Source organism: Streptomyces sp. NPDC088910, from assembly GCF_044749865.1.
In the GTDB taxonomy this organism is placed as follows: domain Bacteria; phylum Actinomycetota; class Actinomycetes; order Streptomycetales; family Streptomycetaceae; genus Actinacidiphila.
The window spans coordinates 63,552-88,498 of record NZ_JBIVIV010000013.1 but is presented as its reverse complement, the minus strand read 5'-3'; the positions used below and the strand labels follow the sequence as shown (position 1 = coordinate 88,498).

At 72.1% G+C, this 24,947-nt stretch carries 21 protein-coding genes; 9 read left to right on the top strand and 12 right to left on the bottom strand.

The window, feature by feature from the left end; all coding sequences use genetic code 11:
* Positions 1–50: 50 nt before the first annotated feature.
* Positions 51–953: an oxygenase MpaB family protein gene (locus ACIP4Z_RS27240; RefSeq protein ID WP_401312446.1), complete on the bottom strand. Its 903-nt coding sequence runs from the start codon at positions 951–953 to the stop codon at positions 51–53.
* A gap of 161 nt (positions 954–1,114) precedes the next feature.
* Between ACIP4Z_RS27240 and ACIP4Z_RS27235 the strand changes: the two genes are divergently transcribed.
* Complete coding sequence (locus tag ACIP4Z_RS27235; RefSeq protein WP_401312443.1) at positions 1,115–1,711, top strand: GNAT family N-acetyltransferase; 597 nt, start codon at positions 1,115–1,117, stop codon at positions 1,709–1,711.
* On the opposite strand, the gene ACIP4Z_RS27230 is transcribed toward ACIP4Z_RS27235, so the two are convergent.
* From ACIP4Z_RS27230 to ACIP4Z_RS27205, 6 genes are all read right to left on the bottom strand, one after another.
* Positions 1,687–2,127 carry a GNAT family N-acetyltransferase gene (locus ACIP4Z_RS27230; RefSeq protein ID WP_401312440.1) on the bottom strand — a complete coding sequence of 147 codons (441 nt, stop codon included), beginning with the start codon at positions 2,125–2,127 and terminating at the stop codon, positions 1,687–1,689. The two genes, ACIP4Z_RS27235 and ACIP4Z_RS27230, sit on opposite strands and share 25 nt — an antisense overlap.
* A 61-nt stretch (positions 2,128–2,188) precedes the next feature.
* Positions 2,189–3,400 (bottom strand): MFS transporter, encoded by a 1,212-nt coding sequence (locus ACIP4Z_RS27225; protein WP_401312437.1) that lies wholly within the window; start codon positions 3,398–3,400, stop codon positions 2,189–2,191.
* A 5-nt stretch (positions 3,401–3,405) separates the two neighbouring features.
* Positions 3,406–4,008: a GNAT family N-acetyltransferase gene (locus ACIP4Z_RS27220; protein WP_401312435.1), complete on the bottom strand. Its 603-nt coding sequence runs from the start codon at positions 4,006–4,008 to the stop codon at positions 3,406–3,408.
* Entirely contained in the window at positions 4,005–5,216 is a 1,212-nt protein-coding gene (locus ACIP4Z_RS27215; protein WP_401312432.1) for a type III PLP-dependent enzyme, read from the bottom strand. Before ACIP4Z_RS27215 ends, ACIP4Z_RS27220 begins: the two co-directional genes overlap by 4 nt.
* A gap of 8 nt (positions 5,217–5,224) precedes the next feature.
* On the bottom strand, positions 5,225–6,544 hold the full coding sequence (locus ACIP4Z_RS27210; RefSeq protein WP_401312429.1) for a DUF6271 family protein: 1,320 nt from the start codon (positions 6,542–6,544) through the stop codon (positions 5,225–5,227).
* Positions 6,526–7,587: a phytanoyl-CoA dioxygenase family protein gene (locus ACIP4Z_RS27205; RefSeq protein WP_355348388.1), complete on the bottom strand. Its 1,062-nt coding sequence runs from the start codon at positions 7,585–7,587 to the stop codon at positions 6,526–6,528. Before ACIP4Z_RS27205 ends, ACIP4Z_RS27210 begins: the two co-directional genes overlap by 19 nt.
* A gap of 569 nt (positions 7,588–8,156) precedes the next feature.
* Here ACIP4Z_RS27205 and ACIP4Z_RS27200 point away from each other — a divergent pair.
* Together ACIP4Z_RS27200 and ACIP4Z_RS27195 are read left to right on the top strand one after the other, a co-directional pair.
* Positions 8,157–9,668, top strand: coding sequence for a glycoside hydrolase family 3 N-terminal domain-containing protein (locus ACIP4Z_RS27200; RefSeq protein WP_391049952.1), 1,512 nt, complete (start codon positions 8,157–8,159; stop codon positions 9,666–9,668).
* A gap of 136 nt (positions 9,669–9,804) precedes the next feature.
* The gene (locus ACIP4Z_RS27195) at positions 9,805–10,767 is read left to right on the top strand and encodes a helix-turn-helix domain-containing protein (RefSeq protein ID WP_401312425.1); all 963 of its coding nucleotides are present in this window, start codon (positions 9,805–9,807) and stop codon (positions 10,765–10,767) included.
* Positions 10,768–10,862: 95 nt separating this feature from the next.
* Here ACIP4Z_RS27195 and ACIP4Z_RS27190 read toward each other — a convergent pair whose 3' ends face one another.
* The 5 genes from ACIP4Z_RS27190 to ACIP4Z_RS27170 form a co-directional block, all read right to left on the bottom strand.
* Positions 10,863–12,344 (bottom strand): FAD-dependent oxidoreductase, encoded by a 1,482-nt coding sequence (locus ACIP4Z_RS27190; protein ID WP_401312423.1) that lies wholly within the window; start codon positions 12,342–12,344, stop codon positions 10,863–10,865.
* Positions 12,341–12,637: a (2Fe-2S)-binding protein gene (locus ACIP4Z_RS27185; protein WP_401312421.1), complete on the bottom strand. Its 297-nt coding sequence runs from the start codon at positions 12,635–12,637 to the stop codon at positions 12,341–12,343. Before ACIP4Z_RS27185 ends, ACIP4Z_RS27190 begins: the two co-directional genes overlap by 4 nt.
* Positions 12,621–13,862, bottom strand: coding sequence for an NAD(P)/FAD-dependent oxidoreductase (locus ACIP4Z_RS27180; protein ID WP_401312419.1), 1,242 nt, complete (start codon positions 13,860–13,862; stop codon positions 12,621–12,623). Before ACIP4Z_RS27180 ends, ACIP4Z_RS27185 begins: the two co-directional genes overlap by 17 nt.
* Positions 13,863–13,968: 106 nt before the next feature.
* Positions 13,969–14,970 carry a proline racemase family protein gene (locus ACIP4Z_RS27175; RefSeq protein ID WP_401312416.1) on the bottom strand — a complete coding sequence of 334 codons (1,002 nt, stop codon included), beginning with the start codon at positions 14,968–14,970 and terminating at the stop codon, positions 13,969–13,971.
* Positions 14,967–15,875, bottom strand: a complete 909-nt coding sequence (locus ACIP4Z_RS27170; protein ID WP_401312413.1) for a dihydrodipicolinate synthase family protein — start codon at positions 15,873–15,875, stop codon at positions 14,967–14,969. Before ACIP4Z_RS27170 ends, ACIP4Z_RS27175 begins: the two co-directional genes overlap by 4 nt.
* A 442-nt stretch (positions 15,876–16,317) precedes the next feature.
* On the opposite strand from ACIP4Z_RS27170, the gene ACIP4Z_RS27165 reads away from it, so the two are divergent.
* The 6 genes from ACIP4Z_RS27165 to ACIP4Z_RS27140 all read left to right on the top strand — a co-directional run bounded on the left by ACIP4Z_RS27165 (position 16,318) and on the right by ACIP4Z_RS27140 (position 24,899).
* Positions 16,318–16,971 (top strand): GntR family transcriptional regulator, encoded by a 654-nt coding sequence (locus ACIP4Z_RS27165; RefSeq protein WP_401312410.1) that lies wholly within the window; start codon positions 16,318–16,320, stop codon positions 16,969–16,971.
* A gap of 313 nt (positions 16,972–17,284) precedes the next feature.
* Positions 17,285–18,361 carry an ABC transporter ATP-binding protein gene (locus tag ACIP4Z_RS27160; protein ID WP_355348415.1) on the top strand — a complete coding sequence of 359 codons (1,077 nt, stop codon included), beginning with the start codon at positions 17,285–17,287 and terminating at the stop codon, positions 18,359–18,361.
* Positions 18,362–18,460: 99 nt separating this feature from the next.
* Positions 18,461–19,642 (top strand): substrate-binding domain-containing protein, encoded by a 1,182-nt coding sequence (locus ACIP4Z_RS27155; protein WP_355348418.1) that lies wholly within the window; start codon positions 18,461–18,463, stop codon positions 19,640–19,642.
* Positions 19,643–19,775: 133 nt separating this feature from the next.
* Positions 19,776–21,569 (top strand): iron ABC transporter permease, encoded by a 1,794-nt coding sequence (locus ACIP4Z_RS27150; protein WP_355348421.1) that lies wholly within the window; start codon positions 19,776–19,778, stop codon positions 21,567–21,569.
* An 88-nt stretch (positions 21,570–21,657) separates the two neighbouring features.
* A complete protein-coding gene (locus tag ACIP4Z_RS27145; RefSeq protein WP_401312405.1) occupies positions 21,658–23,253 on the top strand; it encodes a DUF885 family protein in 1,596 nt (531 codons plus the stop codon).
* Positions 23,250–24,899, top strand: a complete 1,650-nt coding sequence (locus tag ACIP4Z_RS27140) for a gamma-glutamyltransferase family protein (RefSeq protein WP_401312402.1) — start codon at positions 23,250–23,252, stop codon at positions 24,897–24,899. The genes ACIP4Z_RS27145 and ACIP4Z_RS27140 overlap by 4 nt, the downstream gene beginning before the upstream one ends.
* Positions 24,900–24,947 lie beyond the last annotated feature (48 nt).

The window sequence follows — 24,947 nt, the reverse complement described above, 5'->3', positions numbered from 1 at the left end:
GGACCGACACCGGTCCGCCCCGCCTCTGCGCCGTCTTCCGGCCCCGCCCGTCAGCCTTCTGACGGCCCGTCGGACCGCGCGGCGGCCTCCGGAGCCATCGCCCAGCGGATCGTCCTGGTCAGACCGTGCCCCGCGAGCCGGACGCCGGTCGCCTCGGTGATCGGCAGATACGGCAGCCGCAGCGGGCTGCGGGCCCACGAAGGAAGCAGCCCCACCGCGCCCGCGGCCAAGATCGCGTACGGGCCGCGGGCGGCCCACGGCAGCGGCGGGTCGAGCAGCAGGAAACGCGCCGCGTCCCGCGCCTCGGCCGTGGACCGCAACTCCGGCCGGTACGCGGCGAGCCGGGCGGTCAGCGCCGCCTGGTCGCGCGGCGGGTCGAGGACACCGAGGGCCTCCGCGACCCGCGCGGTGTCCGCCACGTAGGCGTCGCAGCCCGCGGCGTCCAACGGCCGCGCCCCGTACCGCTGATGAGCGCGCAGGAAGCTGTCCACCTCGGCGACGTGCACCCAGCCCAGCAGATGCGGATCCGAGGCCCGGTACGGCTCCCCCTCCGCGGTCGTGCCGCTGACGCGCGCGTGCACCGCCCGTACCTGCTCGACGGCCTGCCGCGCGTCCTCGGCGGTGCCGAAGGTCGTGACCGCGAGAAAGGTGCTGGTGCGCTGGAGCCGGCCCCACGGATCTCCCCGGTAGCCGGAGTGCGCGGCGACCGCGGCCATCGCCAGCGGATGCAGCGACTGCAACAGCAGCGCACGCAAGCCCCCGATGAACATCGACGCGTCACCGTGCACCACGCGGATCGGCCGCTCGGGACCGATCCATCGCGGCCCCCGCGCGTCCTGGATCCGCGCCCGGTTCTCCGGCCCCGAGGGCCCCGCCACCCGCGCCAGCAATTCCGCGCGCAACCGCTGCCGCACGGCTGCGACGCCGGGAATGTCCAGAATACTGACGGCCATGTCGCCACTGTACGACTCGGGCGTGAACGCGGTCGCGCGGGGAGGTGTCGGCGAGGTCCCGCCGGAGATGATGTGGGACGGAAACAGGCGGCCGGAACCCGGCGGTACCCGGGCGCGGCGGCCCACGGACGGAAGCACCTGCGCGGGAGAGGCGGAACGCGATGACGACGGCTGAGGCGGGCGCGCTCGGGGACGGGCTGCGCATCGAGCGGGCGCGAGCGCTGGACCCCGGAGCGGCGCACGCGCTGCTGGCCCCGCTGGTCCGGGGCGGCGCCCCGCTCGGCTGGCTGGAGCCGCCCGGCCCCGACGAGGTCACGGCCCTCCTCGACCGGGTCCTGACCGCGGTACGGGCCGGTGACGGGTCGCTGCGCGCCGCGTATCTCGGCGAGGACCTGGTCGGGTTCGGCTACTGGCTGCGGTACACCCGCCCCACCCACCGCCCCCACGCCGACCTGGAGCGGCTCGCCGTGGACGGCGCCGCCCACGGCCACGGCATCGGCCGCGCCCTGACCGCGGCGCTGGTCGCCGACGCCCGCCGGGCCGGGATCGAAGTGCTCACCCTCGACGCCCGTGGCGACAACACCCGCGCCATCGGCCTCTACGAATCACTGGGCTTTCGTGAGTACGGCCGCCTGCCGGACTTCGTGGCGGTCGGGCCGCGCCGCTACGACAAGGTGTTCCACATGCTCGACCTGCGCCCCGGCCGCCACGGCGGCGGCGCGGAGGACGCCGCTCAGGGCAGCCGCAGAGTCACGTAACGGATCGTGTCGCCCGGCAGCAGATACCGCTCGACCTCGACGAAGCCCTGCGTGAGCGCGAAGCGCAGCCCGTCCTCATTGGACTCCAGCACCACCGTCTCGACGGCGCCCGGCCGCAGCTCCCGCGCGTGCGCGAGCCCGCGCGCGTACAGCTCCCGGCCGAAGCCCCGCCCCCGGTGTGCGCTGAGGACCCGCGCGATGACCGTGACCACCGGCTCGTCGTCGGTCGGCGGCCGTACCGTCATGTTTCCGACCAGGACGTCGTCGAGGTAGGCGACCTCCAGGAGGTGGCGCCCGCTGCGCTCCCGGACGTCGTCCAGGGACAGCGGATGCGTGGGGATGACCGTGTTGTGGACGGCGCGCCAGTCCTGGACGAAGGCGTCGGGGCGTACGCGTTCGATGCGAAGTGTGCTCACCTGCACAGCGAAGCGGGCGCGCCCCGAGGCGTCAACCGTGATTCGGGGCGCGGCCCGCGGCTCAGGCGGTCGACGTCCAGCGGATCTGCGTGCTGCACAGGGACACGACCAGCGCCGAGGCGGCCACGGCGCCCAGGCCCCAGACCAGACCGGTCGCGTTGGCGATGAAGCCGATCACCGGCGGCCCCGCGAGCAGCCCCGTCGTACCCATCGTCGCGACCAGCGTCAGCGCGTCCGAACCCTGACCGGCCGCCGCCACGTACACGCACGGCGTCACGGCGGCGATGCCCAGGCCGACCGCGGCGAAGCCGATCAGCGCCGGGACCACGCCGCCGCTGAGCAGCGCGATGGCCAGGCCCGCCGCGGCCAGGGCGCTGCCCGCGCGGACGATCAGGCCGTCACCCCAGCGGCTGCGCCAGCCGTCGGCGAAGAGCCGGGCGAGCACCATCATGACCGAGACGACGGCGATGCCCATGGGCGCCAGTTCGGCCGAGGCCTTGGCGACGTCCTTCATGTAGATCGCCGACCAGTCGTTCATCGCACCCTCGGTGACCGTGCCGAAGGCCATCGCGCAGCCCATCCACAGGGTCATACGGGCGGGCAGTGTCCACTTGCCGCGGCTCTTGGCACCCCGTTCCTCCGCGACCGCGACCGCGTCCTCCTTCTGCTCCTGCGCCTCGGCCGCCTCGTCCTTGGCCGCGACCTGCTCCTGCGTCAGCAGCCCGCTCCTGGCGTACGCGGTCAGCAGGAGCAACAGGACGGCGGCGGCGCCGAAGTGCACCGCCATCGTCGAGGTGACGGTGTTCATTCCGGAGGCGAGCAGGGCCGCGCCGAGCGAGCCGCCGCTGAAGGTCGCGTGCAGCTTGGCCATGGCGTTGCGCCGATGGACGGCCTCCAGCGCCGCGCCCTGCGCGTTCATCGCCACATTCAGGCAGGCCACGAGCACCCCGTCACAGCCCATGACGAGCAGCGCGACCGGGTAGTTCGGCATGACGGACAGCGGGATGAGCAGCAGCGTCAGGCCGACGGCCGAGAGCAGCGACAGCAGCCGCGAGCCCAGCCGCCGCATCAGCATCGCCACCAGCGGGAAAGCGGCGGCGGCGCCGATGCCGGTGGCCATCAGCAGCAGCCCCACCTGCGCGGCGGTCAGGTCCAGATGCGCCTTGATCGCGGGCAGCCGCGACGCCCAGGTGGCGTATTGGAAGCCCAGCGAGAAGAAGAGCGCCCCGATCGCCAACTGCCCGCGCCGGAACGGATCGTGAACGTGCAACACAGGCGTTATCCCACTTCGTTTCGCGTTGGTGCCCCGCTCAGCAGGCCGCTGGTCGGCGTCGGACTCTCGAGGGTCGGCGCGGTCGGCAGCGCCATGGACATGTACACCGAACCGGCCCCGTAGCTCTCGGAGTTCACGACCTCCTTCTGGGCGGCGAAGCCGTTCGCCGCCCAGAAGGTGTGACTGCCGCCGACCGCGACGAGCGACATCTGCTCGTATCCCTGCCGGAGCGCCCGCCCGGTGAGGTGGTGCAGCAGGCGTTTGCCCAGGCCCCGGCCGCGCAGATCCTCGGCGATGACGAGGTCGTGCACATGCAGATTGCGCGAGCGGAAGACCACCTCCTCGCCGCGGGCGAGGTCGGGCGCCTGCGAGACCGGGTACGGCAGCGCCAACAGGTAACCGGCGAGCCGCTGTTCGACGTCGAGGACGAAGCACGTCGTCGGCGACGCCCACGCCTTCGACTCCAGCGCGGCCCTCCCCTCGGACAGACCGAGCGAGGTGTAGGCGGCGGCTTCGAGCGCGACGAGGTCCGCCCAGTCGCCGTCGCCGACAGGGCGGACGCGCGCGTGCTCCGTCACCGCGCGCCGGGGTGTCTCGCGGTCGCTCACCTGTCGTGCTCCTTCCGCGGGCGGCCCGGCCCGTCGCCCGCGCCGCGTACGCACACGTACGGCAGCGGGCTGAAGCCGTTGAACCCCTGGGTCATGTAACTGACGGCGTAGGCACCGCTGGACAGCACCCACACCGGGTCGCCCGACACGACCGACTCGGGTACCGGGACCAGGCTGTGCTCGCGCGAATAGGCGTCGTCGCTGTCACAGGTCGGACCGGCCACGGTGGCCTCGACGCGCGGGGTGTCGGGGTGGGTGGGGAAGACCAGCCGGAACTGCAACTCGTCCATCTCGTACAGGCCGTTGAACTTCCCGCAGCTCAGGTAGAGCCAGCGGTGGGCCGTGCCGTCCGCCGTGTGCCGGGTGGACAGCCGGGAGACGTGCGCCCGGACGGCCCCGTGGTCGGCGACCAGATGGCGGCCCGGCTCCATCACGAAGCCCAGGCCGTCGCCCGCCGCCTCCCGGCACCGCTGCATGCCCTCGCGGATGACGGCGAAGATCTTGTCGATCGGCGGGTCGAGCGGCCTGCCGCGCTTGTCGAGATAGCCGAGCGCGGGCAGGCCGCCGCCCAGATTGACGTACCGCGGCGGCATACCGCGCTCGCCGAGCACGGTCAGCGTGTCGACCAGTTGCTCGAACGCCCGCTGCCACGCCTCGGCCGTCATCTGCTGCGAACCGACGTGCACGGAGAGCCCGGTCGGCCGCAGCCCGGACTCCCGCGCCTTCTCCAGCACGGCCACGGCGTCCTCGGCCGAGCAGCCGAACTTGTTGCTCAGACCCCAGAGCGCTCCGTCACCGTCGGTCGCCAGCCGGCAGAACACCCGCGAGCCGGGGGCGTGCGCCGCGACGGCGGCGACGTCCTCCAGGCTGTCGGTGGCGAAGTCCCTGACACCGAGGCGATAGGCCGCCGCGATGTCCCGGTCCGACTTGACGGTGTTGCCGTAGTGAATTCTCCCGACCGCGACGCCGGAGCGTACGGCCTGCTCGATCTCGTTGATACTCGCCGCGTCGAATCCGCTGCCTTTCGCGACAAGACAGGCGAGCACTTCGTCCACGGGACAGGATTTCATGGCGAAGCGCACCGCGATTCCCGGCAGCTCGCGCAGCAGGGAATCGTAGCGTTCCTCGATACCGCTGAGATCGAAGACGATCCGGTCCTCGGCGCTGGCCGAAAGAGCGGCGAACAGTGAGGCGTTCTCGTGCGTCATGTGCGGCGTCAGCCAGGCAGCCGCTGGAGTGTGCCGAGACCCGTTTCTCTGCTCGCCCGAATCATCGCCGACCATGTTTCCGTCAACAGGGCGTAGTCCTCGATGTCCCCGCGGGCCTCGTCCAGCAACCGCTCGCGCCGCTCCGTGAGCGAGTCCGCGAATTCGGCGTACCTGCCGCCGAGCTTGCGGTAGGACCGGTCGAGGATGTCCAGCCGCTCCACATTCTCCGCACGGTCCAACAGGGCGCTGTCCCGCAGCAATTCGGCGACCGCGGCCACCCGTATCCGGTGGTCGTCGTCCAGCAGCGCGGAACCGGCCTCGGCCATCCGGTCGTACACGGCGTTGAGATACAGCATCGACAGGAAGAATTTGGCGAAGCGCAAGTGATACGCCATGAACCCGGCGTCCGTCTTCCGCTCACCGGTGTGGTAATTGACGATGTTCCGGTTGTGCAGGACACCGGGCAGCGTCGCGTCGTGGACGAGGTGGATCAGGAAGTAGTCACTGCCGATCGTGTCCGTCGCGGGCATCAGCGGGACCTGCTCGTGGACCCCGTGGAAGGCGATGTTGCACATGTCGACCCGCATCGGGTCGACCAGGGTGAGCGTCGAGTGGTCGCCCGCGAAGGGCTCGTGCCCCGCGCCCTTGAAGGACTCGTCGACCAGTTCGCGCTTCTTCCGCGACGACCAGTGGACCGGCGCCCACAGCCCGACCACGTCGTAGTAGGCGTCGCGGTCGAGCCGGTGCATCTCCTCGATGTCGACGGACATCTCGCCGATGAAGGAACTGCCCACCATGGAGACGGTCTTGCCGGTGTGCGCGTCCGCCAGATCGGTCTCGGTCACCCCGGCCGCCGCGTCGCCCGCCCGCTTGCCGAGCGACAACAGCTCATGGTGGACGGGGAAGACCGGCAGACCGTCCACGGACTGGTAGCGGCTGTCGGAGTCCCTGCGGTGCACAGACTCGCAGCCCAGCGCCGCGGCGATCAGGAACGCGCGGTTGGTGCAGGCGCCGTACGAGAGCCCGGCGGGCAGCATCAGATCGAGCATCAACTCGGGCTTGTCCGGCGCGGCCCGCTCGATGACCCGCCGCAGGAAGTCGCGCTGCTCCGCCTCGCCGAGGTGGTGCACGACGACGCCCGGTACGGCCGGCAGACCGCGCACGACCCGCGCGTGCTGCTCGCGGGCTCCGGCGTCGGAGGAGTCCAGGACCAGCAGACGCACCTCGACGTCGAAGTGCGTGGCGGCGTGGGCCGCCTCCTCGTGCACCGCCGATATCGTTGTCGCGCAGGGCCTGTTGGTGGGAAGCGTCAGGCAGATTCGGCGCATGTCCGCTCCCCGGTTCCCTGCTCCGCGGACGGCTGCTTCCAGGAGTCGCGGCCCAGCAGCTTGGCGCCCAGGTCGGTCAGCTCCGCGGGTCCGTACCGCAGGGACTCGTGCCGGGTGGCGTCGCCGACCAGCGTGCCGTTCCACTCCGGAGTGCTGAGCGTCCGCCAGGAGTTGACGCGCGAGTCCCGCAGCTCCTGGTGCGACTCCAGGGCGGGCATCATCGAGAGGTACTGGGCGGCGCGGACGCCGCTCTGCGAGGTGTTGGGCGCGACGCCGTGCGCGAGCAGCCCGTTCCAGATCAGCAGGTCACCGGCCTTGAGATCGGGCTGGATGACGGGGTATTCGGCGCGGTCGACGCTCGGCCGGATCGGGTCGCGGTCCTCCGGCTGGAGCGCCTTCCACTCCTCGAACCGGTGGAAGAGGTCGGGCGCGCACTGGAAGCCGCCCTGGTCGGGCTTGGTGTCGTTGAGCGCGATGATCCCCTGGACGCGCTGCGGGAGCACCTCCAGCGTGGTGTCGATGTCCCAGTGCAGCGTGATGTCGAAGCCGCGCTCGGTCGGCGCGATGTGGGCGCGGTCCCGGTTCTTGATGTTGGGCGGGTTGAGGTTGAGCCGGTCCAGCGTCACCCACAGCTCTTCGCAGTCCCATACGTCAACGAAGGCGTCGTAGACGCGCTGCGACTGCCGGCTGTCCCACATGAGCTGGTGCTGGTAAGCCTCGACGAAACCGTAGATGTGCAGTTCCCTGTCGAGATCCGAGCGGAACTCCCGCTCCTCGTACCAGGTGTCCGGGCGGGCCGGATCAAGTCCCTGGAAATTCCAGGCGAATTCCAGGAGCTCGTCGGCCGCGACGGCGGGTATCGCCTGCCGCACCACGACGTATCCGTAGGTCTGCCAGAAAGTGAAGTCCTCTTCCGACAGCACACGGAGTTTCTGTGTCTTGCGGAGGTTCCGCAGCGGAGTCGGTGTGAGGTAGGTCTCGCCGTCCGAGCTGAAGTACGGGCGTTCGGAAGAGGCTCGAAAGGAATGATCAGGCGCCGACAAAGCAGTCGCTCCAGGGTTCGGTTCTGTGATGCGGATCGCCCCCGGGCTTTCCTTCGGCCGGGACGGATCGGCCGTGTGGGGACAGGCAATCGCGTCCGGTGCCGAGAGTGGTTCTGGGCGACCGCCACTACATGTGCCTACGTCAAAGCACGGCGGAACCGTGCGTTGCCGTCGGTGGGCGAGTGGGTGCGTACGGCAACGGACGTTCGCAACTTGCCCATCATTCATGGCACTACGCCGCGCTTGTCGCTCGCTGAACTCGCGTCCCACTAAAATGGATTAGACCAACCGCCCATGTCAACCGTGGAGTTGACGTGTCGCGCCGCCCGAAGGCGGCGATTCGGCCACCTCGTCGCCGTGCGCGATCCGGGCCCTACCACGGGTGACGCGGCTTCCCCGGCGGCGACGGACCAGGTCAGGCGCGGTCTCCCGGACGCCCCGGCCGATGTGGCCGGTGTACGTGCGTCAGGCACTTGACACCCCAGATCACGCTGGGCGAGTATCCGGATGGTCTGTACCAATGTCCGCCGTGTCACAAATGCGTTGGCTCTACGTGGAAGGCCCAGTTGATGTCCTCCAGCACGCCCGACAAGGAGCTGCGACGACTCGCGCTCTCCGTTCTCCAGCCCGGCTTCGTGGGGACGGAGGCGCCGGAGTGGGTGCTGCGGGCCATCGGTGACGGCCTGGCCTCCGTCGTCCTCTTCTCGCGCAACATCGCCTCGCCCCAGCAGGTGGCCCGGCTGACCGCGCAACTGCGCGCCGAGAACCCCGCGTTGATCATCGCGATCGACGAGGAAGCCGGGGACGTCACCCGTATCGAGTCCTCGACCGGCTCCACCCGGCCCGGCAACTTCGCGCTCGGCGCCGTGGACGACCCCGACCTCACCGAGTCCGTCGCCCGCGACCTCGGCCGCCAACTGCACGCCGCCGGCGTCAGCCTCAACTACGCGCCCAGCGTGGACGTCAACTCCAACCCGGACAACCCGATCATCGGGGTGCGCTCCTTCGGCGTCGACGCCGGTCTGGTCGCCCGGCACGCGGGCGCCTGGATCCAGGGCCTCCAGTCGGCCGGAGTCGCCGCCTGCGCCAAGCACTTCCCCGGCCACGGGGACGTCGCCGTCGACTCCCACCACGGCCTGCCCAGCTACGACGCCGACCTCGCGACCATCGCCGCCCAGGCCCTGCCGCCCTTCGAGGCCGCCGTCCGCGCGGGCGTGCGCGCCGTGATGAGCGGTCACCTCCTCGTGCCCGCCTACGACCCGCACGTTCCGGCCACCCTCAGCAGCCGCATCCTCGACGGGCTGCTCCGCAAGGAACTCGGCTTCGACGGCCTGATCGTCACCGACGCCATCGAGATGGGCGCCGTCACCGACCGCTACGGCATCGACGGCGCCACGGTGAAGGCCGTCGTCGCGGGCTGCGACGCGGTCTGTGTCGGCGGCGAGAACTCCGGGGCCGACACCGTCGACCTGCTCACCGACGCGCTCGCCGACGCCGTACGGTCGGGCGACCTCACGCAGGCGCGGCTGGAGGAGGCGTCCGAGCGGGTCCGCGCCTTCGCCGAGTGGTCGACCGGCCTGGCGCGGGCGGTTCCGGTCAATCCGGTCAGCGGCGACATCGGTTACGTCGCCGCCCGCCGCGCCATACGCCTCGGCGGCTCCGCGGGCGACGTCCTCCCGCTGACCGCGCCCCCGCACGTGGTCGAACTGGTGCCGTCCACCAACCTGGCCATCGGCAAGGAGACCCCCTGGGGCGTCGCGGCCCCGCTGCGCGAGCGGCTGCCCGGCACCACCTTCGTCCGCGTCCACCACCAGGAACTCGCCGCCGACGCCGCCCTCCTGGAGTCGTACGCGCTCGCGCCCGCCGCCGGGCGCCCGCTGGTCGTCGTCGTCAGGGACGCCTCCCGCAACAAGTGGATGGGCCGCGCGCTCGCCGAACTCGCCGGGGCACGTCCCGACGCGATCGTCGTCGAAATGGGCCTGCCGGGCGACTCCGTCCAGGGCGCCGCGCAGATCTTCACGCATGGCGCGACGGCCGCCTCCGGTGTCGCCGCGGCGGAAGTCCTGGTGGGCGCGCGGTAGTCGGGCCGTGCCCCGGCGGGGTCCGCGCCTTGGGCGGGTCCGACGACCACCGGGGGATACTTGGCCCGAGGCGGTCCGCGGCCGGAGACTCCGGGACGCGGCCACCGCGGTCCGAGGGGGAGCCATGATGCGGACGATGTTCGATCGTGACGATCTGTCGCCGCCGGACCGGCTGGCGGCCCTCAACGAGCTGTTCGTCACCAGCGAGCACCCGATGAGCCTGTCCAGCCGGGAGGCGGAAGACTTCAGGGCGTCGGCCAGGACCGTCGACCTCGCGGCGGTGAACGTGGTCGAGCTGAGGGTCTCGCCCTCGCAGGTCGTCCGCACGCCGAAGATGGTCCGCCAGGCGGATCCGGAACTCCTCTGCCTGGCCATGGCGCCCTCGGGCAAGCTCGTCATGAGCCAGCTCGGCCGCGAGGCGGTCCTGGAGTCGACGGACATCGTCCTCTACGACAGCTCGCGCCCCTTCGGACTCCAACTCGGCGCGGGCGGCGAGCCCACCACACTCGTACGCGTCCACATCCCGCGCGCACAGCTCGGACAGCCCGCCGACCGGATCGAACGCCTGCTGGCCCGGCCCCTGCCGGGACAGGCCGGGTTCGCGGGCATGCTCGTGCACTTCCTCACCGGCCTGACCACGCAGGCGGCCTACCGCCCCGACGACCTCGGGCGGCTGGCCCGTATCTCCGAGGACCTGCTCACCGCCGTCGTCGCCCACCACCTCGACGCGGAAGCCGCCCTCCGCGAGGACTCACGCCGACGCACACTCCTGCTGAGCGTCGAAGCCTTCGTCCAGCAGCATCTGCACGACCCCGACCTCTCGCCGACCCACATCGCCGACGCCCTGCACGTCTCCGTCGGCTACCTCCACCGGCTCTTCACCACGCGCGAGACCACCCTCGCCGCCTGGATCCGCCGCCTCCGCCTGGAGCGCGCCCGCCGGGACCTGCGCGACCCCGCCCTCCGGGATCTCCCCATTCACCGCATAGCCGCCCGCTGGGGATTCAAGGACCACTCCACCTTCACCCGTTCCTTCCGCACCGCCTACCACCTCTCGCCCCGCGACTACCGCCACGCGACGGGGAGCAGCGAACCGTAAACGGCTGGGCTCAGCGGCACCATGTCGTGCCGCATGCCTGAGGACGCCATGGCTGAGTGCGCCATGCCTGAGCGCGCCATGCCTGAGCGCGCCTCTTACGCGTCAGGACCGCCCCCGTCGCCGTCGCCGTCGCCGTCCCCGTCCGCCGCGGCGATCTCGCCCAGCGGCACGGGGAAGGCCAGCGGGCGGGTGGCCAGGCCGCGGTGGTCGGCGGCGGTGGCGGGGCGGCCGGTGAGGGCGGCGCTGATCGCGGTGGTCGCGAAGCCGCACACACGGCCCTGGCACATGCCCATACCGGGGCGGGCGAGCTGCTTGAGGGTGCGCGGGTCGTCCGCGCCCAGCGTGCGGTGGGCCTCGTCGAGCGCCGCGAAGGTGACCTCCTCGCAGCGGCAGACGACCGTGTCGGGCGTGAGCCACGCCGTCCAGTGCGCCGGGACCGGATGGGCGGTGTGCATCGCCGCGGCGAAGCGGCGACCCCGCCGAATGCCCGACCGCAGACGGCGTACGGCGCCGCGGTCGTAGGACCTGCCTAGATCGGCGGCCACGGCGATCCCGCTCAACCGGCCCTCGCGCAGGGCGAGCGCGGCGCCCCCGACCCCGGTGCACTCCCCGGCGAGGTAGACGCCGGGCACGCTCGCGCGCTGCCACGCGTCCACCACCGCGACCAGTGAGCCGTCCACGTCCACCCGCGTCCGCGCGCCCAGCGCCAGCGGCAGTTCGAGAGCGGGGGTGAAACCCCAGCCGAGCGCCACCAGATCCGCCGCGACCTCGGTGGCGCGCGCGGTGACGGGGCGGCCGTCGCGGCCCAGCGGCGCCACCCGGACCGCGCGGACGCGCGTCCCGCCGAGGATGTGGGTGACGACGGTCCTCGTCCGGTACGGGATACGGTGGCGCGCAAGCAGCGCCGCGTACCGCGCCGCCTCCACCGCCTTGGCCGGTTCCCGCGCCGCGCCGCCGGCCTCGCGCAGCCAGCCGCGCAGCGTGTTCGCCTCGCAGACCAGGGGTACGTCCGCCCCGGCCGCGGCGAGGCCCGTCGCCACCGGGAGCAGGAAGGGGCCGGTCCCGGCCACCACCGCCCGCCGCCCGGCCAGGGTGCCGTCCGCCTTGAGCAGCGCCTGCACGCCGCCCGCCGCCATGACACCGGGCAAGTCCCAGCCGGGAATGGGCAGTTGGCGGTCGTATCCGCCCGGACAGAGCACCAGGGCGCGCACGGCCACCGTCACGGCCGGTGCGCGGGCCGTGTCGTGCGCGGGCCGGGTCCTGAGAATGAAGCCGTCGGCCCCGCGCTCGGCCCGCCAGACCTGCCGGCCGTACAGCGTCCGTACCCCGGCTCGGGACAGCCGCTCCGTCAAGTCCGCGTACGTGCCCAGGTGGTGGTGTCCCTCGTCGGCACGCGGTCCCCCCGGTCCGTGCCGCCAGAACTGGCCGCCGGGGCGCGCCGCCGCGTCGACCAGGATGACGCTCAGCCCCGCCTCGGCGGCGGTCACCGCCGCGGCCAGCCCCGCGGGACCCGCGCCGACCACCGCGACCTCGGCCCGTGCGACCTCGGCCTCCGCCGTCGTGGCGGCGCCCGTCATCGGTCGGCGCCTTCGTACGTGGCGGGCGCCGTCTCCAGCCGCATGCCGTCGGCCGCCGGCACCTGGCAGGCGCGCTGGTCGCGGTGGCCGTCCACGGTGATCAGGCAGTCGAAGCAGACGCCGATCCCGCAGAACAGGCCGCGCGGTCGGCCCTCGACGCGGGTCGACCGCCAGGCGACGATGCCCGCCGCCATCAGGGCGGAGCCGACGCTTTGGCCCTCGCGGGCAGGGACGGGCCGGCCGTCGAGGAGCACGGTGCAGGGCGCCGCGAGGTCGTCAGCGTGAGGGGGCACGGGGTTCCTCCTGCGGTTCCTCGGTGGGCGGGCTGGTGTCGAAGCGCTCGGGGGCGAAGGGCGCGAGGTCCAGCGGTACGGCCTGGCCGGTCAGCGCACCGACGAGCAGGCTGGCCGTGCCCGCCGACAGACCGATCCCGGCGCCCTCGTGCCCGCAGGCGTGCCACAGCCCCGGCGCCCGCGGGTCGGGGCCGATCACCGGCAGGTGGTCGGGGCAGTAGGGGCGGAAGCCGACGTAGGAGCGCAGCGCCGGGACCGAGGCCAGGAACGGGAAGAGCGCGATGGCCTTGCGGGCCAGCACCGCGGGGACGGCGGGGGACAGCCGCCGGTCGAAGCCGACGCGTTCGCGCGAGGAGCCGATCAGGACGGTGCCCGCGCGGGTGCCCTCCACCACGGGCGACGTCTGGAGTGCGGCGTCACCGCTGGCCACATCGGCGACGTACTCTGCGGCGTAGACCTTGTGCCGGATGACCAGGGGGAGCGGCCGGGTGACCATGACGGCGCCGCGCCGGGGGAGCACCGGCACCCGTACTCCGGCCAGCGCCGCCACGTCGCCCGCCCACGGGCCCGCCGCGTTGAGCACGGCCGGGGCGTGCACCGGACCGCGGTGGGTGTCGACGCCGGTGATCCGTTCCCCGGACGTGCGGAAACCGGTCACCTCCGTGCCGGTCCTGACCCGCGCGCCCGCCTCACGGGCCAGGCGCAGCAGGTGCGCGACGACGAGCACGGGCTGCACCTGGGCGTCCTGCGGGTAGAACGCGCCGGAGACCAGCTCCCGCGACAGCAGCGGTTCGTAGCCGGGCAGTTCGTCGCCGGACACCTCGACCGCCTCGACGCCGAGGGTGCGCTGATGCCGTACGAGCGTGGCCAGCGTCCCCGAACCCTGCGCGGTGGCGGCCACGACGAGACCGCCCTTGGGCTCGTACTCCCACAGGCCGGCGTGTTCCGCGAGGTCGTCACGCCACACGCGCAGCGAGAGCAGGGCCAGATCGAGCTCGGGGCCCGGCTCCTTGTCGGAGACCAGCAGATTGCCCTCGCCCGCGCTGGAAGTGCCGCCCGCCAGCGGACCGCGGTCCAGGACCGTGACGTCGAGACCGGCGCGCGCCGCGAAGTACGCGGCGGCGGCACCGATCACGCCCGCGCCGATGACGACGAGGTCAGCGGTGTCGGACGCCGTGGCCGGGCGCGGCGCCGTTCGCGACGCGGGCGGGTGCGGTGTGCGCATGGCGGCCTTCCCGGTCGCAGGTCAGGGGCGGGGGCGTGGGGTTCACGGGCGGGTGCGGACGCGGGGTCCACCGGCGGGTGCGGGCGTGGGGTCCACCGGCAGGGCACTACAGGAGGAATCCCGCGGGAAAGGGGTCGTCGGGGTCGAGCATGTACTGGGCGGTACCGGTGATCCATGCCCGCCCGGTGACGGTCGGTACCACCGCGGGGACGCCGCCGACCTCGGTCTCCGCCACCAGACGGCCGACGAAGCGGGTGCCGATGAACGACTCGTTCACGAAGTCGGTGTCCAGCGCGAGCTCCCCGCGGGCGTGCAACTGCGCCATCCGCGCGCTGGTCCCCGTACCGCACGGGGAGCGGTCGAACCAGCCGGGGTGGATGGCCATGGCGTGCCGGGAGTGGCGGGCGGTGGAGCCGGGCGCGGTGAGATAGACGTGGTGGCAGCCGCGGATGTCAGGGCGCTCCGGATGGACCGGCTCGTCGGCCTCGTTGATCGCCGCCATGACGGCCAGGCCCGCCTCCAGCAGCCGTCCGCCCTCGCGCCGGTCGAAGGGCAGGCCGATCCGCTCCAGGTCGACGACGGCGTAGAAGTTGCCGCCGAAGGCGAGATCGTAGCCCACCTCGCCGAGGCCGGGCACGGTGACGGTCCGGTCCAGCGCGTGCGCGTAGGAGGCGACATTGCGCAGCGTCACCGACCGGGCGGCGCCGTCCTCGACCGCCACCTCCACGGTGACCAGCCCCGCCGGGGTGTCCAGCCGGATCACGGTGACCGGCTCGCGGACCTCCACCATGCCGGTCTCGACCAGCACGGTCGCCACCCCGATGGTGCCGTGGCCGCACATGGGCAGCACCCCGGACACCTCGATGAACAGCACGCCCCAGTCGGCGTCGGGCCGGGTCGGGGGCTGGAGGATCGCACCGCTCATCGCGGCGTGCCCGCGCGGCTCGTACATCAGCAGGGTGCGCAGATCGTCCTTGTTGGCCATGAACCACGTACGCCGCTCGGCCATGGTGCCGCCCGGCAGGACGCCCACGCCGCCGGTGATCACACGGGTCGGCATGCCCTCGGTGTGGGAGTCGACGGCGTGGAAGACGCGCCGCGCCCTCATCGGCAGCCCTCCGCGACCGCGGCCTTCGTCAGCTCGGTGATCCGCGCGGCGACGTCGTCGGGCAGCGGGCCGCGCGGCGGACGGCAGGGGCCGCCGTACCGTCCGGCCACATCCATGGACAGCTTGATGGCCTGGACGAATTCCGTCTTGGAGTCCCAGCGCAGCAGCGCGTGCAGCGAGCGGTAGAGGGCGATTCCGGCCGGTACGTCGGCGGGGTCGTCCGACGTGATCAGGCGGAACATCTCGACGGTGGTGGCCGGGAAGGCGTTGGTGTAGCCCGCGATCCAGCCGACCGCGCCCGCGAGCCCCAGCTCCAGCACCATGTCGTCGGCGCCGACGATCAGGTCCAGGCCCGGCGCCGACTCGGCCAGCAGATAGGCGCGGCGCGGATCGCCGCTGAACTCCTTGACCGCCACGATCAGATTCTCGGCGTGCAGTTCGGCGAGCAGGCCGGGGGTGAGGTCGACCTTGGTGTCGATGGGGTTGTTGTACGCGACCACGGGCAGCCCGACCCGCGCGGCCTCGCGGTAGTGGGCGACGACGTCGGAGCGCGAGGCCCGGTAGGAGTTGGGCGGCAGCAGCAGGACGGAGGCGGCGCCGGCCTCCGCCGCCCGCTCGATCCACTCGCAGACCTCGCGCGACCCGTACGCGGCCACGCCGGGCATCACCCCGAAGCCCTCGGGGGCCGCCTCGATCGCGGTCCGCATCACGCGGGTGCGCTCGTCGATACTGAGGGTCTGGTACTCGCCGAGCGAACCGTTGGGGCACACGCCGTGGCAGCCGCCGTCGGCCAGGAACCGGACGTGCTCGCCGTACGCGTCGAGGTCGACCGAACCGTCGGGGCGGAACGGGAGCGCGGTGGCGACGTAGACCCCGTGCCAGGGCTGCGCCTGGGTGTCGGGCATGCGGTTCTCCTCACGGGAAGGGCGGACGCGCCGCCTCGGCGGTGCGAGGACGACGGGGGCCGGGCGGGCGAACGAGGGCTCGCGGGCCGCGCGTTGGGCGCCTGGACGCTGACGGGGGCGCCGCGACGGGAGCCCGGATCGGTGGTGCGCAACGGGCTACGGACCGGCCGCCGGGACCGTGGGCGCTGCGCTGTCACAGTAGCTGTGCAATGGCACTGACGCCAGACCCCGACGGATCTTCGAGTGAACAGCGCGGGGACGTGCGCCTTTGCCCCTTTCGTTCCCGGCTCGCGCGTCCGTGGATATCATTGCGCCGCACAATGAAACCTCATTGACCCTCCGCCCTGTCGCCGCCGTACCCCGCCCGGCTGTCATCCTGACCCCGGACAGGCGATGCGCCGGCCGAGCGGCGGGGGCGCGGGAGAGCCGAAGGGCGGGGCACGTGAGCGGTGGGCAGAGCGCCGACGGCCGGGAGACGCAGCGGGACCGGGTGCGCAACGAGCTGCGCGCCGCCGTGGTCTCCGGGGACCTGATCCCGGGCGCGGTCTACTCCGCTCCCAGCCTGGCGGCGCGCTTCGGCGTGTCCTCCACCCCGGTGCGGGAGGCCATGCTCGACCTGGTCAAGGAAGGGCTCGCGGTGGCCCAGCCCAACAAGGGCTTCCGGATCACCGAGGTCTCCGACCAGGACCTGGACCAGATCACCGCCGTCCGCCTGCTGATCGAACCGCCCGCCGTACGCGCCGTCGTCCCGCTGGTCCCCGCCGCCGACCTGCCCCTGCTGCGTACGCTCGCCGAGCACATCGTCGTCGCCGCGCGCGCCGGTGACCTGGTCGGATACGTCGAGGCCGACCGGATCTTCCACCTCACGCTGCTGGGCTACACCGGCAACCGGCACCTGGTGAACGTCGTCGCGGGTCTGCGCGCGCGGACCCGGCTGCTGGGCCTCGCGCCGCTGCTCGCCGACGGCAGCCTCGTCGAGTCGGCGATGGAGCACCACCAGCTCACGGACTTCGTGGAGTACGGCGACGCGGTGGGCGCCGAGCTGATGATGCACCGGCACATCGGGCATGTCCGGGGGCTCTGGGCGGCGCGCTGACGTCCCTTCCGTCCGCGTAACACAGGTTTTACCGGGCGGATCGGACGAAATTTTCCCCCCGCCCGGCGGCGCTCCGCGCGGGCTCGGCCCCGTGCGACCCGGGGGAGTCAACTCGCAGGTGGCGGGCGGGCGTTGAGCGCCCGGACGACGATTTCCCGACCCGCTCGCGAGCCCGGTCGGATGGCTTGAACGGTGCCCTGTGCGTCGTCGCCGATTCAAGAACTTGGTGATCGACCGTTGACCGCACCCTTGTCGCTCACTTAGCGTCCTGCTCACCCCAGTGGAAGCCAAGTTCCAATGAATGGAAGTTCAGGTGAACGCTGTGAACCCGGACGATCCGTCGGCCCTCGACGCCCGATTGACCAATGTCAGCAAGACCTACCCCGGCGGCGAGACCGCGGTGACCAGCATGAACCTCGGTGTCAGGCGAGGCGAGTTCTTCTCGCTCCTGGGACCGTCGGGATGCGGCAAGTCCACCACGCTGCGGATACTCGCCGGTCTCGAACAGCCCACGGAAGGCACCGTCGCCATCGCGGGCAAGGACATGACCGGAGTGCCGCCCAACAAGCGGCCGACCAACCTGATCTTCCAGAGACTGGCGCTCTTCCCGCACCTCACCGTGGCCGAAAACATCGCTTTCGGTCCGAAGATACGCCGCCAGTCACGGGCGGAGATCCGGTCGACCGTCACCGACATGCTGGACCTGGTCGACCTCGCGGGTTACGCCAACCGCAAGCCCGCCCAGTTGTCCGGCGGCCAGCAGCAGCGGGTGGCGATCGCCCGCGCCCTGGCCAACAAGCCCGCCGTACTGCTGCTCGACGAACCCCTGGGCGCGCTGGACCTGCGGCTGCGGGTGCAGATGCAGCGCGCCCTGAAGCAGATCCAGCAGGAGTCAGGGACCACCTTCGTCTTCGTCACCCACGACCAGACCGAGGCGTTCACCATCTCCGACCGGATCGCCCTGATGAACCAGGGCCGTGTGGAGCAGGTCGGGCGGCCCGACGAGCTCTACGACCGCCCCGCCACCGAATTCGTCGCCACGTTCCTCGGCGACACCAACATCATCCGCGGCGCCGTCGCCGACCGGGTGCTGCGCGCGGACGGCTTCACCTGCCGCACGCCGGGGCCCGGCACGGCGCTGTCGGTCCGGCCCGAGGCCATCGCCATGCGGCCCCGGCTGACCAGCGACTTCGACAACCGCTTCACCGCCCGCGTCACGGACCTGACCTTCCAGGGAGCCAGCATCCGCTTCCAGGTGGCCGTGGCCGACTCCAGGCAGGAACTGGTCGTACAACTCCCTGCCAAGGACGCACGGGGGATCGCCACGGGGGACGAGGTCGAGATCGGCTGGCCGTCCGACGCCGCCGTCATGCTCGGCGCCGACTCCTAGGACTCGTCCGCGCGACGGGCCACCGGGCCCGTCCGCGCGACAGTCCCGGCCGAGCGCGGGCCCACCACCAGAAGTGCTGTGACCACCCAGGGAGAGACCATGCACAGCAACACGGGCAGATCGAACGGGGACAAGGCGGCGGCGGCCGGAGCCGCGTCGCCCGCAGGGGAAGGCACCGGCCGTACCCCGGTGTCGCGGCGCTCGCTGCTGACCGGCGGCGGCGCGGTGGCGGCCGGACTGTTCCTGGCCGCCTGCGCCTCGAACAAGCAGCCCGGCACGTCGGCGAGTTCGGGCGCGGGCAAGGGAGCGGGCAAGAAGCTCACCATCACCATGACCCCCTTCGCGGGCGCCGATCTCGGCCTCATGCCCAGGGAGTTCGCCAAGGAGTACCAGGACAAGCACCCCAACGTGCAGATCAAGATCGACGACACGCTCAACCTCGCCAAGCAGACCGCCGCCTACCAGGCGAACCCGCACAAGCCGCTGAACAACCTGGTCTTCTCCAACGGCGGCGCGACGGCCACCGGCAAGGCCACCGGTATGTACCTCAAGCTGGACTACAGCAAGATCCCCAACACCTCGCAACTGCACGCCCAGTTCGTCGAGCGCGACCACTGTGGTGTGGTGTTCGGCGCCGACCAGATGGGGCTGGTCTACAACACCAAGACCTACCCCAAGGGCTTCGCGTCCTGGACCGACCTGTGGTCGCCCGACCAGCGCGGAAAGCTCTGTTTCTTCACCATCCCCTGGTGGGCCATCGGCATGGCCGCCAAGCTCAACGGCGGCGGCTGGGACAACATGGACCCCGGCTTCAAGCTGTGGATCGAGCACGCCAAGAACATCCGCACGATCGTGACGGCCAACCCACAGTTCCTCAACGTGCTCTCCACCAGCGAGGCCCCGTTGACCTCGCACTACCTGGGCACCTCGACGGCCTGGCACGCCCAGGGCGCGCCGCTGGGCTTCAGCCGCCCCACCGAGGGTGCCTTCTTCGACCCGGTCGGCGTCAACATCAACTCCGGTTCCTCCGACGACCAGCTCGAGGTCTGCTACGACATCGTCAACGAGATGCTCCAGCCCAAGTGGAACCAGCGCTGGGTGGACACCTCGGTCGAGATCCCCGCCTCCAGCACCTCCAAGCTGACCCCGAAGCTCCAGGCCATCCCGGCCATCGCCGCCGGCGCCGACCAGAAGTTCGTGGACGTCGACTGGGACACCGTCGGCAAGAACATGGCCGCCTGGACCGCGCGGTGGAACGAGGAAGTCGTCTCCAAGATCTGACGGCCCCGTTCGTACGACTCAGTTCCGACGGCTCCAGTTCTTACGGCTCAGCCCTCACGGACCGGTTCCGACAGCCCGGTTCTCACGGCTCAGCCCCGACGACGTCCACCCCACGACCGGAAGGACCTGCACGATGGCGGACAACCCTCCAGGCGGCATACGAGAAGCCGCCCCGGTGAGCGGGGCGGCGACGGCCACGGCGGAGCGCCCGGCCCCGGAGAAGCCGGGACCCCGCCGAGCGCAGCCCAAAGCCTTCACCGGCAAGGGCCGCGACCGGCGCACCGCACTGCTCCTGCTCGCGCCCAGCATCGTGCTGCTGCTCGCGGTGTTCGCCTTCGCCATGGAGTCGCTCGTCGAGTACTCCCTGCAGAAGTACCAACCCGGTGGCGTCAACACCACCAACACCCTGGCCACATGGACGAAAGTCCTCACCAGCTCCTACTACTGGTCGGTGATCTGGCAGACCGTACTCGTCGGTCTGCTGGTCACCGCGATCACCGCGGTCGTCGGCTACCTCACCGCCCTGGCACTGCACCACACCAAGCGGACCGGCTGGCGCAACGCCGGATACGCGGTGGTCTTCTCCTCGCTGGTCTTCTCCGGCATCGCCAGCGTTTACGCCTGGCAACTGCTGCTCGGCCAGGAGGGTTTCCTCAACTCCGCGCTCGGCCTGTTCGGCATCGGCCCCGTCCATCTGCTCTACGAGCGCAGCGCCGTCGTCATCGCCCTCGTGCACACCCTGCTGCCGCTGATGGTCCTGCCGATCAGCAGCACCTTCCGGCAGATCGACGGCACCCTCGCCGACGCGGCCGACGACTTCGGCGCCTCCCGCTGGCGCACCTTCCGCTCGATCACCCTGCCGCTGAGCGCGCCGGGCCTGATCGCCGGATGCCAGCTCACCTTCGCCCTGACCATCTCCAGCTTCACCGCCCCCAGCCTCCTGGGAGGCGGGCGGGTCGCGACCCTGTCCACCAGCATCTACTCCCTGGTCGGCACCACGGACTATCCGGGCGCCTCCGTCTGCGCCCTGGTGCTGCTGATCCTCGCGCTGGTCTCCACCGGAGCGTTCGTCCTCCTCCAGCGCCGGTTCGCCGAGGCCGACCAGGGCGGAGTCACCATCAGCCCCTCGCCGCCCCGCGGCATCCGCGGACTCGGCGTATGGATGGCCGTGCTGTACGCCTTCCAGCTCGTGCCCGCCGCGATCGTCGTGATCAGCTCGCTGTCGTCGGTCTCCTACGGGGTATGGCCGCCGCCCGGCTTCTCCACCCGCTGGTACACCAACCTCTACCACCAGGACGGCGTCATGGACGCCTTCGTCGGCAGCCTGTGGATCGGGGCGCTGGTCGCGGTGCTCGCCGTCCTGCTCGGCTCCGCCGGCGCGGTCGCCCTGGTCCGCTACCGCTTCCGGGGCAGCGGGGTGGTGCAGTCGGCGCTCTTCTCACCCGTCGTGGTGCCCAAGATCGCCTTCGGCTTCGCCGTGTTCATGCTGCTCGCCCGGGCTGGTCTGCCCTCCGGCAGGTGGGCGGTGGTCCTGGCCCACACCGTGGCGACCGTGCCGTTCGTGATCGTGCTGCTGTCCGCCGCCCTGACCCGGGCCGACCGCACCCTGGACTACGCGGCGATCGACCTCGGCGCCTCGCCGCTGCGCGCCTTCTTGCGCACGACGCTGCCGCAGATCGCGCCCGCCCTGCTCATCAGCGGCGTCTTCGCCTTCCTCGTCAGCTTCAACGAGATCGACCTGTCGATCTTCCTGCTCACCTCCGACCAGCAGACCCTGCCGGTGTGGATGTACGGCTACCTCAACAACTACCAGGACCCGACCCCCGCGGCCCTGTCCACGATCATGACCGCGCTGTCGGTGCTCGTCGTCGGACTCGGCGCCCTGCTCCTGCGGGTCGTCCAGCGCGGCCGACGACTGGAGCTGTGACCGACCGCCACCACCGCATCGGGCCACGCCGCACCCGCGTCCGCGTACCCGCACACCACCCGCCTTCGTACCACCAAGGAGACCCCCGATGGCTGAGCTGTTCCCACGGCTGCGCCACGTCTGCGACCTGGACGCCGCCTACCTGCGCGAATACTCAGGACTGCACGACGAGTACGACGGCACGATCGTCGACCTGTCGCCTGCCGGGGTGGCCTCGGCGCTGGCCGCGCTGGGCGGTCCCGCGCTGGACGACGCGCACGACGAAGCACAGCTCGCCGCCACCGAGAACGCGATGCGGACCCGGTTCGGCCGTATCCGCCAGCACCGCTGGGACCCCTGGGTCCACATCGAGGCGCTGGACCTGTCGCCGTACGACCGGCCCTACGACGACGACGCGGTACGCGTGCGGGCCAGGCGCCGCCACCTGCGGCTCTGGCCGGACGCCGTGGACAACGCGATCGAGGCACTGGACGAACTGTCGTCCTCCGTCGCGGGGATGTTCCTGCCCGCGGCGCGCGGAATGGCCGCCGAGGTCCGCGCCGACGACGGCGAGGACGGCGTACGCGCCCTGGCCGCGCTGGAACGGCTGACCGCCCACCTCGAACGCGCGGCGCGCGAGGCCGCTCCGGCAGCGGGACTCGGCAGGGCCGACCTCACCGCGCTCCTCGGCTGCGAGGACCGCGTCCCGGTGGACCTGGACGAACTGGCCGCCATGGCCGACAGCGAGTACGCGCGGATGAGCGACATCCTGGACGACGCCGCGGCCCGGCTCGACCCCGCGGGCGCCGACGACCCGGCCGCCAGGACCCGGCGGCTCAGCGCCCGGGTGCGCGCCGACCACGGCGACTTCCCGCGCATCCTCGCCGACACCCAGGCCCAGGTCGCGCTGGCCGCGCGCTTCGTGCGCGAGCGCGAACTGGTGCCCGTCGTCGACGAGGCGTGCGTCATCGAACCCAGCCCGCCCGCGCGGAGTTGGGCCGCGGGCCGGGTGAGCTGGACCGCGCCGTGGGAGACGCGCGGCCACTCGCTCTTCCACGTGACCGGACCGTCGCCGCACTGGTCGCTCGACGACCACCGCGCCTGGCTGTCCCGGTTCAACCGGCCCGCGATGGCCGTGATGGCCGTCCACGAGATCGGCCCCGGCCACTGCAGCCACGCCCTGATGATGGGCAAGGTCGACCGGCCGATCCGCAAGACGCTCTGGTCCGAGCTGTTCTTCGAGGGCTGGGCGCACTACGCCGAGGAGATGATGTGGGAGGAGGGCTACCAGGACGACAGCCCCCTCTACCAGTTCGGCATGGCGCAGGAAGCCATGATGCGGGTCGTCCGCGTCCAGGCCGCGCTCGGCATCCACACCGGCGCCCTCACCCTCGACGACGCCATCGCCCTCTTCGAACGCAAGGCGTTCCTGGCGGGACCGGCCGCGCGGGCCGAGGCGCTGCGCGGTGTGTGGGAGCCGACCTACATCCGCTACACCTGGGGCAAGGTCCTCATGCGGCGGCTGCGCGACCAGGCGAAGTCCGCGTGGGGCAGCGGCTTCACGCTGCCGCGCTTCCACCGTGAGCTGATGGCCTTCGGCTCCCCGCCGGTCGGCCTGGTGGCCTCCGCGATGGGCATCGGCCCGGCGCCGCTCCCGCAGCCGGGTCCGGGCGCACCGGCGGACCAGGGGAGCGGACCGGCATGACGGCGGGCCAGCGGCCGGTCGTGGACCGGGCACTCGAACAGGGGCGGAAGGACTCCGCCCACGGCGGCACCGCCATGGTCTCCGCCATGCACCCGGCCGTCGCCGACGCGATGCTCGACGTCCTGCGGCGCGGCGGCAACGCCATGGACGCGGTGCTCACGGCCGTCCCCCTGCAAGGCGTGGTCGAACCGCAGATGACCACCCTGGCCGGTGGCATGTCCGTGCTCTACTACGACGCCGCCCGGCGCGCTTACGACTACATCGACGGCGAACTCGACCACACCCGCGACAGCCCGCCGGTCTCCGCCACCTGGGACCACTACGTGACGGTGGACGGCGCCCTGGGCGCCTCCTCCGGCCGCCGCGTCGCGGTCCCCGGCGCGGTCGCGGGCATGCACCTGGCCATGGAACGCCACGGCAGCGTCCCCTGGGCCGACTACTTCGCACCCGCCGTCGAGGTCGCCGCCGCCGGCTTCCCGATGTACTCCTTCCTGTACGGCGAGGCATTCGAGGCCGCCGCGGGCCGGTTGGCGGCGCACCCTTCGGGCCGCGCCGAATTCCTGCCCGACGGCCACGTACCGCCCGTCGGGGAGCGGCTGGTCCGCCCGGCGCTGGCCGAGACGATGCGGCGGATCGCCGCCGACGGCCCCGACCACGTCTACCGCGGCGCGTGGGCGTCGCGCTTCGTGGCCGCGGTCCGCGAGACCGGCGGCACCGTGACCGCCCGCGACCTCGACGACTACACCGCCCGCGCGAGCCGCCCGGTGCGGCGCGCCTACCGGGACCACGAGATCGTCGGCGCCCCGCCCCCGTCGTCCGCGGGCGTCCTCATCGGCCTCGTGCTCGGCATCCTGGAACACTTCGACCTGCCCGCCCTGGGCCACTACACCCGCGACGCCGAAGCCCTCGAAGTGCTGCGACGCGCCATGGCGTTCGCCGAATTCTTCACCGAGCGCTTCGTCAAGGACCCGCTGTCCTTCGACATCCCGGTGGACGAACTCCTCTCGCCCGACTTCACGGCGTCGCTGGCCGCGCTGATCCGCGGCAACACCCGACGCGACCCGGCGCCGGCGAGCGGCGGTACGGTACGGCCGCCCGGCGCGCCGCACACCCACAACACCGACCACGTCGTGGCGGTGGACGGCGCGGGCAACATGGCGTCGCTCACCCACAGCGTCTACGGCACCACCTTCGGCACCGGCCTGGTCGTGGACGGCGTCCACGTCAACAGCGGGAACAGCTTCCCCGGCACCGGCGACGGCGATGGGCGGCGCGTCCTGTCGCCCTTCCCGCCCACCATGGTCGCCCGCGACGGAACCCCGCACCTGGCCCTCGGGTCACCGGGCCTGTCCGCGCGCGCCACCGCGATCGTCCTGGCCAACCATCTCGGATACGGCCTCGACCTGGCCGAGTCGATCGACGCGCCGCGCTTCCAGGGCGTCCAGACCGACCAGCCGTTCACCGTCGAGGCACGGGTCGACCCGCGCGTGCTCGACGCGCTCGCCACCCGCTACGGCGCCGACGTACGACTGACCACCCCCTACTTCTGGCACTTCGGATCCGTCCACGCGGTGGAAGTCGACGCGGACGGCCACCGCCACGGATACTGCGACCCGCGGCGCCCGGGACGGGCCACGGGATGGTGACCGACCTGCCCGAACAGCCGCCCAAAGCAACCGACTTGGGACGACAGG